General features: G+C 54.4%; 17 protein-coding genes. 14 read left to right on the forward strand and 3 right to left on the reverse strand.

The genetic code is table 11. The features are described from left to right. Nucleotides 1-19 precede the first annotated feature (19 nt). From NST26_RS02150 to NST26_RS02160, 3 genes are all read left to right on the forward strand, one after another. On the forward strand, nucleotides 20-400 hold the full coding sequence (locus NST26_RS02150; RefSeq protein WP_340978384.1) for a hypothetical protein: 381 nt from the start codon (nucleotides 20-22) through the stop codon (nucleotides 398-400). A 116-nt stretch (nucleotides 401-516) separates the two neighbouring features. Beyond that, on the forward strand, nucleotides 517-843 hold the full coding sequence (locus NST26_RS02155) for an ArsR/SmtB family transcription factor (RefSeq protein WP_036700195.1): 327 nt from the start codon (nucleotides 517-519) through the stop codon (nucleotides 841-843). A gap of 107 nt (nucleotides 844-950) precedes the next feature. Next, nucleotides 951-2,729: a SulP family inorganic anion transporter gene (locus NST26_RS02160; RefSeq protein ID WP_340978387.1), complete on the forward strand. Its 1,779-nt coding sequence runs from the start codon at nucleotides 951-953 to the stop codon at nucleotides 2,727-2,729. Nucleotides 2,730-2,845: 116 nt separating this feature from the next. On the opposite strand, the gene NST26_RS02165 is transcribed toward NST26_RS02160, so the two are convergent. Beyond that, nucleotides 2,846-3,157: an ArsR/SmtB family transcription factor gene (locus NST26_RS02165; protein WP_340958161.1), complete on the reverse strand. Its 312-nt coding sequence runs from the start codon at nucleotides 3,155-3,157 to the stop codon at nucleotides 2,846-2,848. Between the two features lie 174 nt (nucleotides 3,158-3,331). Here NST26_RS02165 and NST26_RS02170 point away from each other — a divergent pair, with 174 nt between their 5' ends. Together NST26_RS02170 and NST26_RS02175 are read left to right on the forward strand one after the other, a co-directional pair. Then, nucleotides 3,332-3,760: a nuclear transport factor 2 family protein gene (locus NST26_RS02170; protein ID WP_340978389.1), complete on the forward strand. Its 429-nt coding sequence runs from the start codon at nucleotides 3,332-3,334 to the stop codon at nucleotides 3,758-3,760. A gap of 170 nt (nucleotides 3,761-3,930) precedes the next feature. Then, a complete protein-coding gene (locus NST26_RS02175) occupies nucleotides 3,931-4,638 on the forward strand; it encodes a DUF1361 domain-containing protein (protein ID WP_340978390.1) in 708 nt (235 codons plus the stop codon). Here the strand turns inward: NST26_RS02175 and NST26_RS02180 are convergent. Next, complete coding sequence (locus tag NST26_RS02180; protein WP_340978391.1) at nucleotides 4,635-5,006, reverse strand: MGMT family protein; 372 nt, start codon at nucleotides 5,004-5,006, stop codon at nucleotides 4,635-4,637. The genes NST26_RS02175 and NST26_RS02180 overlap by 4 nt on opposite strands. 292 nt (nucleotides 5,007-5,298) lie before the next feature. Here NST26_RS02180 and NST26_RS02185 point away from each other — a divergent pair, with 292 nt between their 5' ends. The 9 genes from NST26_RS02185 to NST26_RS02225 all read left to right on the forward strand — a co-directional run bounded on the left by NST26_RS02185 (nucleotide 5,299) and on the right by NST26_RS02225 (nucleotide 14,994). Next, nucleotides 5,299-6,846: a spore germination protein gene (locus NST26_RS02185; protein ID WP_340978393.1), complete on the forward strand. Its 1,548-nt coding sequence runs from the start codon at nucleotides 5,299-5,301 to the stop codon at nucleotides 6,844-6,846. Further along, the gene (locus NST26_RS02190; RefSeq protein WP_339312586.1) at nucleotides 6,843-8,000 is read left to right on the forward strand and encodes a Ger(x)C family spore germination protein; all 1,158 of its coding nucleotides are present in this window, start codon (nucleotides 6,843-6,845) and stop codon (nucleotides 7,998-8,000) included. Before NST26_RS02185 ends, NST26_RS02190 begins: the two co-directional genes overlap by 4 nt. 2 nt (nucleotides 8,001-8,002) lie before the next feature. Further along, entirely contained in the window at nucleotides 8,003-8,206 is a 204-nt protein-coding gene (locus NST26_RS02195; protein ID WP_036722240.1) for a hypothetical protein, read from the forward strand. Nucleotides 8,207-8,241: 35 nt separating this feature from the next. Further along, entirely contained in the window at nucleotides 8,242-9,366 is a 1,125-nt protein-coding gene (locus tag NST26_RS02200; protein WP_339312588.1) for a GerAB/ArcD/ProY family transporter, read from the forward strand. Between the two features lie 123 nt (nucleotides 9,367-9,489). Continuing rightward, entirely contained in the window at nucleotides 9,490-10,110 is a 621-nt protein-coding gene (locus tag NST26_RS02205; RefSeq protein WP_036722244.1) for an alpha/beta hydrolase, read from the forward strand. A gap of 56 nt (nucleotides 10,111-10,166) precedes the next feature. Beyond that, entirely contained in the window at nucleotides 10,167-10,967 is an 801-nt protein-coding gene (locus tag NST26_RS02210; RefSeq protein ID WP_340978394.1) for a phosphotransferase family protein, read from the forward strand. Between the two features lie 48 nt (nucleotides 10,968-11,015). Then, nucleotides 11,016-11,561, forward strand: coding sequence for a DUF1697 domain-containing protein (locus tag NST26_RS02215; RefSeq protein WP_340956371.1), 546 nt, complete (start codon nucleotides 11,016-11,018; stop codon nucleotides 11,559-11,561). 163 nt (nucleotides 11,562-11,724) lie between these two features. Further along, nucleotides 11,725-13,926: a glycosyltransferase family 39 protein gene (locus NST26_RS02220; protein WP_340978395.1), complete on the forward strand. Its 2,202-nt coding sequence runs from the start codon at nucleotides 11,725-11,727 to the stop codon at nucleotides 13,924-13,926. Between the two features lie 84 nt (nucleotides 13,927-14,010). Continuing rightward, nucleotides 14,011-14,994 carry a glycosyltransferase family 2 protein gene (locus NST26_RS02225; protein WP_340956365.1) on the forward strand — a complete coding sequence of 328 codons (984 nt, stop codon included), beginning with the start codon at nucleotides 14,011-14,013 and terminating at the stop codon, nucleotides 14,992-14,994. Between the two features lie 75 nt (nucleotides 14,995-15,069). On the opposite strand, the gene NST26_RS02230 is transcribed toward NST26_RS02225, so the two are convergent. After that, nucleotides 15,070-15,636: an FAD-dependent oxidoreductase gene (locus NST26_RS02230; protein ID WP_340956361.1), complete on the reverse strand. Its 567-nt coding sequence runs from the start codon at nucleotides 15,634-15,636 to the stop codon at nucleotides 15,070-15,072. Nucleotides 15,637-15,802: the final 166 nt, after the last annotated feature.

Raw genomic sequence — 15,802 nt, forward strand, 5'->3', positions numbered from 1 at the left:
GAAGATGGAGCTAATGAAGATGAACATACACATTCTTGGACAAGGTCCCCGGACCGGGGAAATCAGATTCGCGGCAGCACAATGGGGGGAAGCCAGAGCCATCTGGTGCGGGCCGCCTGTTCAGCCGGGTGAGGAATGGGTGGCAGAATGGGAGCTGCCGGCGCTGTTCATGAGCTGGGTCGATATTCTGCCTGCTCCCGGCAGTGCCTTTGGCCTGCGTATCGAAGGGGACACGGTCATCCTGACAGGCGTGCTGGAAAATATAGAGGAGGACGGCACGGGTTATCTGCGGATCGGCCGCGACCTGATCATGTTCGAATGCCTGGGTGAACCGATGGCGCTGGGCGGCTTCGTCGAGCTGAGGACCCGTGAAGCGAGGCTGTATCCGGTGAATCTGTAGGGGCCGCAGGGCCCCCGGCGGACGAACTATTTCCTCCCCCGGCATAGCCACCTTCAGGCAAATGAGCTAATATAATATAGATTGAAACAAGTAACAGCATAAGGAGCAGAAGTCTGATGAACAGCGATATTCAACAATTTAAGACGGAATTCTTCAAGGCGCTGGCGCACCCGATGCGGATTCGGATTCTGGAGCTGCTTAGCGAAGGCGAGAAGAATGTGAACGAGCTGCAGGCGATCCTGGGGTCGGAAGGCTCTGCGGTATCCCAGCAGCTGGCCGTCCTCAGGGCCAAAAATGTGGTCACCAGCGTCAAGGAAGGGACCACTGTCATCTATGCCCTACGTGATCCTCTGATTAAGGAGCTTTTGGCTGTAGCCAGACAGATCTTTGACAATCATCTGGTGAGTACCATTTCCCTGCTTGAAGGCATCCGCAGCGAATAACCCCGGGCTCCGGGGGGCGGATTACCCCGTTGACAAGAGCAGCGGGCAGGAGTAATGTGGGTATTATATTCAAATAATCAGATATTCAGAGAAAAGAAGGTTATAGGATGACAGGGTGGGGCCGTTTCAAAGGCTATAACATTGCTTCGCTGCGCAAGGATATCATTTCAGGGACAATCGTCGGCGTTATTGCCATCCCGCTTGGGATGGCATTTGCTATTGCTTCCGGTGTGAAGCCGGAGTACGGAATCTATACAACCATTGTGGCCGGAATACTGATTTCCTTATTCGGCGGGTCCAGGTTCCAGATTGGCGGGCCTACGGGTGCATTCATTCCTATTTTGTTCGCTATTGCCATGCAGTACGGGTACGAGAATCTGCTGATTGCCGGAATGATGGCCGGGGTGATTCTTGTTTTGATGGGTGTTCTGCGGCTGGGGGTATTAATTAAGTTCATTCCAAAGCCGGTAACCATCGGCTTCACGGCCGGGATTGCCGTTATTATCTTCAGCGGGCAGATTGCGAACTTCCTTGGCCTGAGGGACATGAAGCGGCATGAGAGCTTTATCGACAATATGAAGGAGATCGGGGCGCATCTCCCCACAATCAATCTGTACAGCATTCTGACTGCGGGAGTATGTCTCGGCGTAGTGGTGCTGGGGTTGAGGTTTGCCCCGAAGGTGCCGGGTTCCCTGATTGGACTGTTGTGTGCCACGGTTATCGCAGCCCTGTTCTTCAGCGGCAAGGTGACGACCATCGGCTCCGCCTACGGAGATATCCCGAATACACTCCCCAGCTTTCACTTCCCGGTCATTACATGGGAGAAAATCAAGCTGCTGATCCGTCCGGCCTTTGTCATTGCGCTGCTGGGGGCCATTGAGTCGCTGCTCTCCGCAGTCGTGGCCGACGGCATGTCGGGCAGCCGCCATGACAGCAACCGTGAGCTGATCGGCCAGGGGGTCGCCAATATCGCCGCGCCGCTCTTCGGCGGGATACCGGCTACCGGTGCGATTGCCAGAACTGCCACCAATATACGCAGCGGTGCCGCTTCTCCGCTCTCCGGGATCATTCACGGTGTGGTGGTCTTCCTGATCTTGCTGCTGTTCGCCCCTTACGCCTCCAGCATTCCGCTGGCAGCGATGGCTCCGATTCTGATGGTCGTAGCCTGGAATATGAGTGAACGCAAGGAATTTCTCCACCTGCTGAAGCTGAAGACCGGGGATTCACTGGTGCTGGCGATTACCTTCCTGCTGACGGTATTCGCTGATCTGACCGTGGCGGTAGAGGTGGGGCTGATCCTGGCCGTTGTGCTCTTCGTCAAGCGTATGGGTGAGGTGCATAGAATCTCCAAGGTGCTGCCTGACCCGTCTTCCGTCAAGGTCGAGGCCCATATGGTAACAGAGAGCCACGACTGTCCGCAGATCGGAATCTACAATGTGGAGGGACCGCTGTTCTTCGGCGCTGCCTACCGCTTCGACCACACCATGCCCGAGCTCGGCCCGGATCAGCCTAAGCTTATCCTGCTGCGCATGGGCAAGGTGCCGCTGATGGATACGACAGGCGAGGCCAATCTGGCAGCGCTGGTGAAGGAGCTGCAGGCCGCTGGCGGCAGACTGATGATCTCAGGCATCCAGAGCCAGCCGCTGGAGCTGCTCAAGAGAACAGGGCTGTACGACCGGATCGGTGCTGCCCAGTTCTATGATCATACCGGCGAAGCGATCAATGAAGCGCTGGGCAGCGTGAATCCGAGCCGGTGCCGGGGCTGCGCGCATGCGGCCTTCAGAGAATGCAGCGCCCTCTCGGGGCTGGAGGAATCCTCATCGCGCAGCGCGGCCTTCAAGGGCCGCACACCTGCGGTGGCCCGCAAGCTCAGCGGCGGGGTATAATCCTTGTAATCCGGAAAAAGAAATCGCCTTTTTGGTAAAATGGAGGGTCCGCCTTCCATTCCAAAAGGAGCGATTTCTTTGTCGTTTAATATACCAAGTCCCCGCTTTATCATATATTATTCTAAGTCTCCTGTGTGCAGAATCATTTCGACCAGACCTGGGAAACGGGTATTTAAATCATCTTTTCTGAGTGAATAAAAGTGCTGTTTGCCTTCTATGCGCGGCTGGATAATTCCAGCTTCACGAAGCATTTTAACGTGATGGGACAACGTTGATTTTGAGATGTGGTCGACTTCAAAGGCGGAGCAGCGTTTCTCGCCAGAACTGGCTAGACAATAGGCAATCTTCATACGCAACGGGTCACCTAATGCATTACAGACCGTGGTCAGATGCATCTCTGAAACTGTAGGTATCGATAAATTTCTCATAAGGTAGATACTAGCATATTCAATATCTTCTTTCAATGTTCGAAAATTTTCGAATTATCATTTACGTTGCTTATAGAGTGTGATATAGTTCTTCTTATGTTAAATAGTTCGAAAATATTCGAACTATAAAACCCGACTAAATATAACACTACAGAAAATTCAGGAGGTAATAAAATGTCTAACACAACAACTGCCGGTAATACCACTAACGATCAACACACGGATAAGAACATAACCATGTTAAATAACTATTTCCGTTTGTATGATGCCTCCCGCACCGACGATCGGGCTATGCACGATTTGTTGTCACTGTTCACGCAGGATGCTGAAATTGTGTCGGGCGGGAGAAGCCGCACAGGATTCGAGGTAGTGATTAAGACTTTTTATGAACACAACAAAGACATTAAACATATGTGGGACGCATGGGTACTTCAGCCTGACGGCAGCTACCTGACCAACTGGGCAGTATGCGGACAAGCTGCCGATGGCACGGTCTATGCGAAGGCGGGTATAGATATTATGCGTGTGAATGATATGGGGCAGATTACGTATCTGAAGAACGTGCAGACGACTGAGGAAGAGTACAGTGAATTTAATTCGTAAGCGAAATGTATGTCTTTTCAAAATATAAGAATATCCTTCTATTAAAAAGACGGCAAAGCCGTTTCCGCTTATCACCGGATTCCCCGTAAACCCTCCCGTATTGGACACTCCCGCCCCATATTTGTACAATTATATCATTGTACTATATCAAGGTAAGGAGATTATCCTTCATGAAAGAACTGAATTATACCAAGGTCTTCATCCTTCTGGCTGCTATGACGGCGGCAACACTTGCGGTATACCGCGTAGTTTCCCTGCAGACAGATACGTTCTATGCCTTTCTGCTCTGGAATCTGTTTCTGGCTTGGGTGCCGTTCTTCTTCTCCATGGCTGCGCATGAGCTGGATAAGCGGAAGATCGGGGGGCTGCTGATTTTGCCGCTGGGCGTAGCCTGGCTGCTGTTTTTTCCGAATGCGCCTTATATTATGACCGATCTGATCCATCTGACTGTCCGCAAAAGCAAGTATATCGTCGGCGGAACGATCCAGAACCGGTACTGGTATGATCTGACCACCCTCCTCCTGTTCACCTGGAGCGGCTGGCTGACCGGATTCTTCTCCCTGTACCAGTTCCAGCACGTGATCTACCGCAAAAGCAACATGCTGCTCTCGTGGGTCTTCGTCCTGTTCGCCTGTGTCATGGGCGGCTACGGCGTCCTGCTCGGCAGAGTCTACCGGCTGAACAGCTGGGATGTGCTGACGGACCGCCATCAGCTGTACCGGCTGGTCATGGACAGTCTGAACCGGCAGTCTGTGTTCTTCAGCCTGTTCGTCGCCTTTGTGCTGCTGGTGATCTATGCCACGATGTATTGCCTGCTGAACGGGCTGGCGGGCGGGAGCCGCAGGAGTTATTCCGAGGGCCGGAGGAAGATAGGTTAAGTGTCCTCCTCATCGCCGAGTTCAGGCGGAAGCTCCATGTACATGTCCATCTCAAGCTCAGGAGCCGGAACATACTGGTAGCGCTCCAGGTCAACCACGCCCCGTTCATCGAAGATAACGCCCTCTCCGGTTAAATATAGCTGCTGCAGGGAGGCGGATTCGTCTTCGGTGAGCGAGATCATACCTTTGGCGTTGATGACCCTGTGCCACGGCAGCTTGTACTTCCTGCTCATGGAATGCAGAATGCGCACAACCTGCCGGGCCGCCCGGGGACTTCCGGCAGCCCGGGCAATCCCGCCGTAGGTCATGACGGAGCCTTCCGGGATCGACTGAATAATGAGAATAACTTTTCGCGTGAATGGTGTCATTTTACGTGCTCCTTTTACCTTTCTCTGTAACAGTCCCACCGCTGTTATCTAACTGTACTAACCATAACATAAAGCGGCTGCTGCAAGGAGCATTTGCCTTAGTGGAGCAGCGGCTGACGATATCATACGAAGCCTGGACGCAACCGGCCCCTCTTTTACAGAGCGGGCTTATTTGTTGTGCCGTTCAAGGTCCGGGCGGCTTCTGCTTCTCCTATCCAGCAAATTCTGGCGAATAGGAGTTAGAGAGACGGGGGATAATCAGAGCAATAGATCTCTGAGAGGAGTGATAGCGGTGAAGAACAAGCAACCTGCACTGAACAGCGAAGCTGCCGGTACCCTATCAGCGCATCCTCCACTAAGCCCTTCGCTGGAGGAGACGGTGGATCGGCTGCGGAAGATATTCAATAACGACGGGACACTAAGAGTAAGGATTATAGAGAACAGCCAGGGCGCTTCCGTCCGCTGCGGGTTAATCTATGTCGATGGAATGGTGGACCGGAATCTGATTCAGACGGGGATTATCAAGCCGGTACTCGCCTACCAGCCCGCAGAAGAAGAGCACCGGGACCCTAAGGTTCTGATGGAGAGAATCCGGTTGACTGTCATTGATACCCCAGATGTCATGGTCTCCGAGGAGATGGATGGACTGATCGGGGCGGTCGTCAGCGGGAAGGCGGTGCTGCTGCTGGAAGGCTATGCCGGAGGGCTTCTCATCAATGTTCAGGGATGGGACTCCAGAGCGATAGAAGAGCCTACTACAGAGAAAACGGTGCGTGGCCCCCGTGAGGGCTTCACCGAATCGCTGCTTGTGAATCTGACCCTGATCCGCCGCAGGGTGCGCGACCCGGATCTGAAATTTGAATTCACGGAAATCGGAACACGCAGCAAGACGCAGACCTGTATCTGCTATATGGGGAGCCTGGCCTCTCCCGACATTATTAAGGAGCTGTATGACAGGCTGGAGAAGGTGGAGCTTGATCTGATTCTGGACACGGGTTATCTGTCCGAGCTGATCCGTGACGAGCCCTACTCTCCGTTTGAAACCGTTGGAAGTACCGAACGGCCGGACACACTTGTGAGTAAAATCATGGAGGGCCGGGTTGCGGTCCTCGTCGAAGGCACCCCTTTTGCGCTGACCGTTCCTTATGTATTCGTTGAGAACTTCCAGGCCAGTGAGGATTATTATATCAACTATTATTTTGCATCGTTTAACCGTGTGCTTAGAGTGTTGGGCGCCTTCATGTCGATCAGTATCCCGGCCGCTTATATTGCCCTTGTAACCTATGCCCAGGAGATGGTCCCCACTCTGCTCCTGCTTAGTATTGCGACTGCCAGGCAATCGGTGCCTTTTCCAACCATAGTGGAAGCGCTGCTTATGCTGACCATCTTCGAGGTGCTGCGGGAAGCGGGGGCACGGATACCGACATCGATTGGCCAGGCTGTAAGCATTGTCGGGGCGCTGGTGCTGGGCCAGGCTGCTGTGGATGCGCGGATTGTCAGTGCGCCGATGGTCATTGTGGTGGGATTGACAGGGATAACGACGCTGCTCAATCCGAGGCTGACCGGACCGCTGATCATCGCCAGACTGGTTCTGCTGGGCACAACCTTCTTCCTGGGCCTCTACGGGTATTTCTTCGGTCTGCTCGGTCTGGTCATTCACCTAATGAGCCTGCGCTCCTTCGGCGTCTCATACATGCTCGGGGTAGGCTCGATCCGCCCCCAGGATATTAAGGATACAACCGTCCGGGCGCCCTGGTGGGATATGAACTTGCGCCCTGCGGTGATTGGCATGCGCAACCGGAGACGGAAACCGGCCAAGAGACCGGCCAAGCGGTCATGAGATCTCTGCTGAGAAGGTGTACCTCTCTTATCGCACTGTTGCTGCTGCTGAGCCTGGGACTCACCGGCTGCTGGAATTATGCCGAGGTGGATGATATGGCGATTGTCGCCGGAGTGGCCATTGATAAGAATGAGAATGGGAAGCTGCTGCTTACAGCAGAGGTAGTGGATACAGGCGGGTCGGCGGACAAGGCCCAGGCGGGCTACAAGATGGTCAGCCTCAGCGGGAATACGATGTTTGAGATCGTCCGCAATATGATCTCTATGACAGGCAAGAAGCTTTTCTGGAGTCATGCGAAGGCAATCATCATCAGTGAGGAAGCGGCCAGAGAGGGGCTGGTCAAAGTCATTGACTGGTACAGCCGGGACACGGAGACCCGGTCGGATGTGTTCATCTTCGTGTCCGGAGAGAAGACGGCCCGCGAGGTGCTCAATCTGAACAGTACCACGGAAGCGATCCTGTCCTTTGAATTGGCCCAGATGATGCGTGACGAGAGGTATACGAATACCGCCCCGACTGTGGAGATCTGGGATTTCATCGATAAGCTGGAGACCTCGGGGATCAATGCGACGGCCCCAATCATTCATATTCACCGGAAAAATGGTGAGGAGAGCGAAAGGGTGGCAGGTACCGCCGTATTCGTGAAGGACCGGATGGTGGGCAAGCTGAGCGGCGATGAGACGAAGACGATGCTTATCGTCAAAAATGTACTGAAGGGTGGGGTGCTGGCTGTAGATGATAAGCGGGGGAATCCCGCGTATTCGCTGGAGATTATCTCCAATCAGACCAAGCTGAAGCACCAAATGGTGGATGGCAAGCTCCAAATAGACATTCGTACTGTAACCAAGACAGGGCTGGATGAGGTGATGACACCGGATGGATTCCTTAAGGATGAGACGCTTCAAGATATCGAGCAAAGGGCAGCCGAGCAGCTGCAGGCAGATATTCTTGCGTTAGTTCATAAGATGCAGCAGCAATATGAGGCTGATATTTTTGGCTTTGGCGAGAGCTTGTACGAGAACCAGCCTAAGCTCTGGGACAATGTGAAGGACCGCTGGCCTGAGGTCTTTGCCGGTCTTGAAGTGAGCGTCAAGTCCAAGGTGACGATACAGAGCAGTGCCAAGACTTCGCGGGCCATCCGGCTGGGGGATTAAGCATGGTCATTTACGTGGTATTAATCTACGCATTGATAGCGGTCATTGATCCGTATGGGCTGCGGAAGAAGGGAATGAAGCGGGATTTCCTGGTCTGCTCCGCCCTGTATCTGATCTCCTTCGCGCTGGCCTTCGCCTTGTCGATGCACTGGGAGATTCCCAGTCCGTCCCCGCTGTTTGTGGATTGGGTGAAAAAGCTATATTAGAGCGCAAGAGCGCACCGCTGAAGGAGGAGGAGAGTGTGAGCAAAGAGACTATTCCGGCTGGCCAGTCGATCAGCATCGCTGTATTATTTGTCACCGGTGCTTCATTGTTCCTGGGAACCTCGTCACAGTCCGGCAACAGCAGCTGGATTGCCCAAATGTTGGCGATTCTGCTGGCGATTCCCCTTATGCTGATCTATGCAAGACTCCATGTCCTGTTTCCGGGCAAGGATCTGTATGACATGCTGATTGAAGTGTTCGGCTCCGTCCTGGGACGGATGCTCTGTTGTCTGTATATCTGGTATGCTTTACATCTGGGCGCGCTGGTGCTGCGCAATTTCGGGGAGTTCAGCAAGACTGTGGCTTTAACCGCAACTCCGATGCTCGCACCCATGCTTATGATTGGCCTGCTCTGTATGTGGGTGGTCCACGCCGGGATCGAGGTGCTTGGAAGAAGCGCCAAATTCCTGCTGCTGTTCTCGCTGATTGTAATTGTGATCTTACAACTACTCTCCGTACCCAAATTTGAATACCATCATCTGAAGCCGCTACTCCATACCAGATTCAACCTTATTCTTGCAGATACAGCAGGCTCGTTCACCTTCCCTTTTGCCGAGATTGTAGTCTTCCTTGGCGCATTCAGCGCTATTCCGGCCAAGGGCTCTGCCAAGCGGGTGCTGGTCAGCAGCACATTGATTGCAGGGGGGATCATTATTATGATCACGCTGCGTAACCTGCTGATGCTCGGCCCTGATATTCTGTCCAGCCTGTACTTCCCCTCTTACGTGGCGGTCAGCCGGATTAATATTGGCGATTTCGTCACCCGGATTGAAGGCTCCGCTGCCATTGTGTTTGTTACGGCGCTCTTCATCAAGGTCAGTCTGTGCCTGTATGTAACCTGCAACGGGGTAGCGAAGGTATTCAAGCTGGGGAGCTACCGGTCTGTAGTGCTTCAGATGGGGCTGATCATGATCTATCTGTCGGACTTCATTTATTCCAATATTATGGAAATGGAGGAGTTCGCTTATCACATCTACAAGGTATATGCCCTCCCGTTCGAAGTGGTGATTCCTGTGGTACTATGGCTTACAGCCGAGCTTCTTGCCCGCAGAAGGAACAGTAGACACAAGGCCCTTCCAGAGCAGCAGCCGGAAGGTTCATAGAGCAGCGTCAGCTATTCAGCCCCGCCCTGCGGGGCTGTCCGGTTTTCAACCTGTGCTGAAGTTAGCTATAATGAGAGGCAAGAGAGAATCTCATAGAACAGGTAGGAAAGGCGTGGATGATAGATGAGCGTATCCAGCATTGTAATGTCCTCACATTGGGGCAGAGAGGTCAGACATAAGCTTATTACGCAAGGCTCCAAGATGCTGGCTGTGGTGTTTCCGGGACAGAATTATTCCGCCGAGCGGCCGCTGCTGGATTATGCGGGCAAGCTGGCCCGGGAATACGGCTGTGACCTGCTGCTGCTTGAATACGGCTACCAGGCTGCGAGAGTATCCTTCAAGCGCGAGGAGATTGATATTGTTGCCGAGGAATGCAAGATTGCGCTTGCTTCACTTCCCGACTACGAGCAGCTTTTGTTCATCAGCAAGAGTATGGGGACGATTATTGCGGGTAAGGTTGCGTCGGAGCCCGGAGTGGGCGAGAAGGTCTCGCATCTGTTCCTTACCCCTGTTCCCGAGAGCCTTCCGTTCATACGGCAGAGCCGGGGCAGTGTAATTTATGGCGGGAGTGACCCGATGTTCACCGGGCAGCATCCTGCCGAGCTTAGCAGCATGAAGCAGGTAAGGGTATACAGGATTGACGATGCCAACCACGCTCTGGAAGTGGATAGCGTCAACGAATCACTGGCTGTGCTGCTGGTTATTATTAATTTCTATCATGAGTTTTTCCGCGATTCACTATAAAGGGAGATGAGAGCATTTACTCGCGGATCAGTCTGGATTAGCCTGGAGGGCTTGATATGCAGGGGAAGGTAATCGGTCAAGGCAGAACGGCGGAAGTGCTGGAGTACGGGGAAGGAAAGATTCTTAAGCTGTACCGCGATGACGTTCCGGAAGAGCATGTGGACTTAGAATACCGTTTCAGTAAATGGGTCTATGAACAAGGTGTTGCTACTCCGCAGCCCCATGAGCGGGTAGTGGTAGAGGGCAGACCGGGAATTGTGTATCAGCAGATCGCCGGTCCTACCCTGTTACAGCAGATGAACCGGAAGCCGTGGCTGAACTTCAGCGGCTTCAAGCAGATGGCCGGCCTGCATCATAGCCTTCATCAGCTCGATGGCATGGGCGAAGCAGGTGCGCAGAAGCAGCGGCTGGAGCAGCAGATTATCGCCGCGCCCATGCTTGAGACGGAGGAGAAGACGCAGATTCTGTCCCGGCTCGCACAGCTGCCTGACGGGGAGAAGCTGTGTCATGGAGATTTTCACCCGGACAACATCCTGATGGACAGCAAGCTGTGGGTGATAGACTGGATGACCGGTGTCCGCGGCAATCCTGCAGCAGATGTTGCACGTTCGGTGATCATGTTCAGTATCGGGTCCGTGCCTGAGTCGGCTTCTGTGTTCACTAAGGGGTTCTTAGGGTTCGCCAGGAAGCGGCTGACCGCGCAATATGTCCGCAGATATCTGAAGCTGTCAGGCTTGACGCTTGCAGATATCAACCCGTGGATACTGCCGGTAGCAGCCGCACGGCTGGTTGAAGGACTTCCGGTTCCCGAGAAGGAACTGCTGGTCCGCGAGATCCGCAGACGCATGAGAGCATAGCGCTGCGGGCAACAGAATAATAGATGATATAGAGAAGGCGGAACGCAGATGAATACATACATTGCCTTACTGCGCGGCATTAATGTCGGCGGCAACAAAATCATTAAGATGCAAGAACTGAAGGCGATGTTCGAAGCGCTTAAATATGAGCATGTACGCACCTACATTCAGAGCGGCAACGTTGTGTTCGAGAGTGAAGGAGCCTCCGCTTCCGGGCTTGCCGGGACCATCAGCCAGCGGATTCAGGAGACCTTCGGCTTTGAGGTGCCTGTAATCATCCGTTCTCTGGAGGAGCTGGAGGCGGCCATTGCTGGCAACCCGTTCCCGCAGAGTGAGCCGGAAGCCTACAAGCGCCTGTACGTCTCGTTTCTGGCAGCGGAGCCAGCTGCTGAAGCACTGGAGAAGCTCCGTCCCTATGAGGATGGAGCCGATAAGGTGCGGGTGATCGGCAGGGAGCTGTATGCCTTCTATGAAGTGAGTGTGAGCGAGTCGCCGCTGTTCAAGGTGTCATTCGACAAGCTGCTGGGAACGGCGCTTACCGCGCGCAACTGGAACACCCTGAACAAGGTAGCAGCGCTGGCCCGTAAGCCGTAAAGGAAATAGTTGCTCTCCCAAATACCCCACCAGGATATATCACTTGGTGGGGTATTTGGCGTGTCCGGCACGTTCAGCAAACATTCAGCGGGCATTCATTGCCGGTTAAGGTACGGATGCCATAATACACCTAAGAAATGAACGAATCGGAGTGGATCAAACGATGAAAATACTGAAGAGGCCGGGTACCGATGTTGTACTGGTAATGATTATGCTGCTGGCAGCCGTCCTGTACGGATACGGAATCTGGAATGACCAATATGCCAATACGTACTATACAACCGCAGTGGGCAGCATGCTGCAGAGCTTCCATAACTTCTTCTTCGCTTCCCTGGATTCAGCAGGGTCTGTAACAGTTGATAAGCCGCCGGTAACCTTCTGGCTGCAGACCTTAAGTGCACTGGTCTTCGGCCTGCATGGCTGGAGTGTCATTCTGCCGCAGGTGCTCGGCGGTGTAGGCTCGGTACTCTTAGTCTATCTGCTGGTGAAGCCTTCCTTCGGACGGGCGGCGGCACGGCTTGCAGCGCTCGTTATGGCGGCTACCCCGGTAGCAGCGGCGGTAAGCCGGACGAACAATATTGATGCGCTGCTGGTATTCACTCTACTGCTGGCAGCATGGTTTCTCTTCAGAGGCACCCGGACCCACCGGCCGGGTAGCCTGCTCGCCGCCTTCGGGCTTATCGGTGTCGCCTTCAATGAGAAGATGCTGCAGGCTTATATGGTTCTTCCGGCTTTTTATCTATTCTATCTTTTGGCAGCCAAGGTGAACTGGAAAAAGAAGACCGGCACCCTTGCAGCCTGCACTGCCGTACTGCTGGCAGTGTCTCTATCCTGGGCTGTAATTGTCGATTCCATTCCGGCAGATAAGCGGCCTTACATCGGGAGCAGCGGCACCAATTCAGTGCTTAATCTGGCTTTTGGCTATAACGGTGTGTCCCGCTTGACCGGTGACCGCAGCACTGGAGGAGCCGGGGGCGGCGGCTTCGACGGCGGTATGCCCGGAATGAACGGGGAAATGCCGGAATTCAGTGGTGAATTCCCGCCCATGGATGGAGCTGGCGGGCAAGGGGGCGCAGACGGGCAAGGGACGACGACCGGCCGTGATTCCGCCGCCGGGGACAATCAGAGCCGTGACAGCGGCGGGACTGCTCCAGGCCAGGACGGACGCGGTGGCGGAATGGTGCCGGGCGGTCAGGACGGCGGACGGCGCGGAGAAGGAGCGGAAGGCGGATTCGGCGGGTTCGGCGGCCCGAACGGACGCGGAGGGATGAACGGCGGCGGCATGTTCAACACAGGCACTGCCGGTCCGCTGCGGCTGTTCCAGCAGGAGCTGTCCGGCCAGGCGAGCTGGCTGCTGCCGTTCGTGCTGTTTGGCAGCATCGGGATCTTGGCCAGCCTGCGCCGCAGGAGCTTCACCCGGCAGCATAAGGAAGCCCTGTTCTGGCTGGCCTGGCTGGTTCCGGTCATGGGATTCTTCAGCATTGCCGGCTTCTTCCACCAGTACTACCTGATTATGATGGCTCCGCCGGTGGCGGCGCTGGCAGGTGCAGGCTGGTCTCAGCTCTGGAGCTACTATAAGGAACGGAAGGACTGGCTGTCCTGGCTGCTGCCCGCAGCGGTGCTGGCTACAACGGTGCTTGAGGTGTACATTATCCGTCCGTATGACGATACCATCGGCAGCGGCTGGTCCGTGGGCATACTGGCAGCAGGTATTGCAATGACAGTAGTGCTAATAATTCTGCGGCTGCTGAAGGCGGTACGGGGTAAGCATTCCTGGCTACATGCTGCTGCGGTAACAGGGTTCCTGGTGCTGCTGATTGGCCCGCTCTACTGGGCATTTACACCGATTGTCTATGGAAATAATAGCATGACTCCAGCAGCAGGACCGGATAGCGGCAGCCCCTTCGGGATGGGGGCAATGAGCAACATGCCCAACATAGCCAACATGCCCGACATAGCCAACATGGGCGGCATGGGGGGGAGGAATAACGCTGCCGGTATCAATGAGTCTCTGCTGACCTATCTCAAGGAGCATAATACCGGCGAGAAATATCTGTTCGCAGCGATGGATTATGGAACGGCAGGCCCGTATATCATCGACGAAGGGGAGCGGGTCGTCATCCTGAACGGCTTCAATGCGTCAGATACGCCCTACACCCCAGCCACTCTGAAGGAGCTTGTAGAGAGCGGGCAAGTGAAGTACTTCCTGGTCACCAGCGGCGGCATGGGCGGGATGCGGGGCGGCGGCAGCTCGGAGATTACGGAATGGATTACCGCGAACGGGACGGAGGTTCCGGCCGCAGACTGGCAGGGAACGCAGAACAGCGGCAATGCCGGAACCTTGTACGAGATCACCCTGAACTAACCTGCGTGAGCAGGAGATCAGGAAGCGCGTATATCCGGCCGTGTGCCGGCGCGCTTCCTTACTACTTTTAAGGAGGAGCTGCCCATGAGTGTTCAAGTGCGCTATTCCATTATAATACCGATGTTCAATGAAGAGGCTGTTATTCAGGAGACCTACCGGCGCATCAAAAAAGTAATGGGCATAACAGGCGAGCCCTACGAGCTGATCTTCGTCAATGACGGCAGCACGGACAACTGCGCGCAGATGATCGAGGAATACAGCTATTGGGATGAAAGTGTGAAGCTGATCGATCTGTCCCGCAATTTCGGGCATCAGGTCGCTATTACCGCAGGTATGGATTATGCGCTGGGCGATGCGGTCGTGATCATTGACGCGGATCTCCAGGACCCGCCCGAGCTGATTCCGGAGATGATTGCGGAGTGGAAGCAAGGCTACCAGGTCGTGTGTGCCAAGCGGATCAAGCGAAACGGAGAGTCCCTGTTTAAAAAGTGGACAGCCAGCTTATTTTACCGGGTGCTGCGTTATTCAACAGATATCTCCATTCCGGTGGACACCGGTGATTTCCGCCTGATGGACCGCAGAGTCTGCGATGAGATGAAGCGTCTGCCGGAGAAGAACCGCTTCGTGCGCGGTCTGGTCAGCTGGGTCGGATTCCGCCAGAAGGCGATAGAATACGAGCGGGAGGAGCGTCTGGCCGGAGAGACCAAATATCCATTCAGACGGATGCTGAAGCTGTCGCTGGACGGGATTACCTCCTTCTCTTATAAGCCGCTGAAGCTGGCGGGTGTTCTTGGAGCACTGCTGTCCGTATCCGGGTTTCTGTACCTGATGTATGTGCTGTATCTGGCGCTCTTTACGGATGCGGCCGTGAAGGGCTGGGCATCGATGATCGGGATCACCTTGACCTTCAACGGGTTCGTGCTGCTCATGCTGGGTATTCTGGGGGAGTATGTCGGACGGATCTATGATGAATCGAAGGGCCGTCCCCTCTACATCGTTCAGGAATTCTACAGCGGCAGGCCGCAGCAGAGCGCGCAGGAGCAGAGAGTCGCCAGTCTCAACAAATAACCATATTCCTTCCACATCAAAAAACCGCCTCTCCTCCAAAAAGGAAAGGCGGTTCTTATGTAACAGCTGTATCTGCTAAGCCTTCAGCAAATCGTGATCGACATAACGTGCGCCGTTCAGCTCACTGATAATGTTAACGGCAACCTTGGCGCCGTCCCCGGCAGTGATAATCGCGTGGACACTCATTCCGGCAACGGTTCCGGCGGCCCAGATTCCGTTGATGTTGGTTCTGCCTTCCGGTGTGGCGGCGATCACCGTCTTGATTCTTGGCTCCGTACCTTCTTTGGTCGTTACCCCGGCTGCGGCAGCCAGATCCGTCAGAACACCTGTCGCCAGCACGACATGCTTAGCTTCATAAGCAGCTCCGCTCTCTGTCCCGATGACGAAGCCCTCACCGCTGGCTTCCAGTGAGGTCGCCTGTCCGGCAACCAGCTCGGCCCCGAACTTCACGGCCTGCTTATGTCCGGTTTCTACCAGATCAGGTCCGCCGATCTCGCTAATTCCGTAATAATTCTCATACCATCCTCTGCGGGTCATACCTTTGTCGTTGTCAATCAGCAGTGTTTTTTTGCCGGCCTTGGCAGCAAACAGGGCTGCGCTTGCACCGGCAGGACCGGCTCCGATAATGGCGATTTCGTACATGAGATACCCTCCTAAAAGTTTTGATAGCATAACCCCTCATGGAACCACTTCGCAAAACTCACTTCGGAAGCATATGCTTTAAGTTTTGATAGCATAAACCTCATTAATTCACTTAGCAAAACTCGCTTCATTCCTGCCTACTATTATATCGCTATTTACAGCTCAT

Source organism: Paenibacillus sp. FSL R7-0128 (assembly GCF_038002245.1).
Taxonomy (GTDB): domain Bacteria; phylum Bacillota; class Bacilli; order Paenibacillales; family Paenibacillaceae; genus Paenibacillus_AQ; species Paenibacillus_AQ silagei.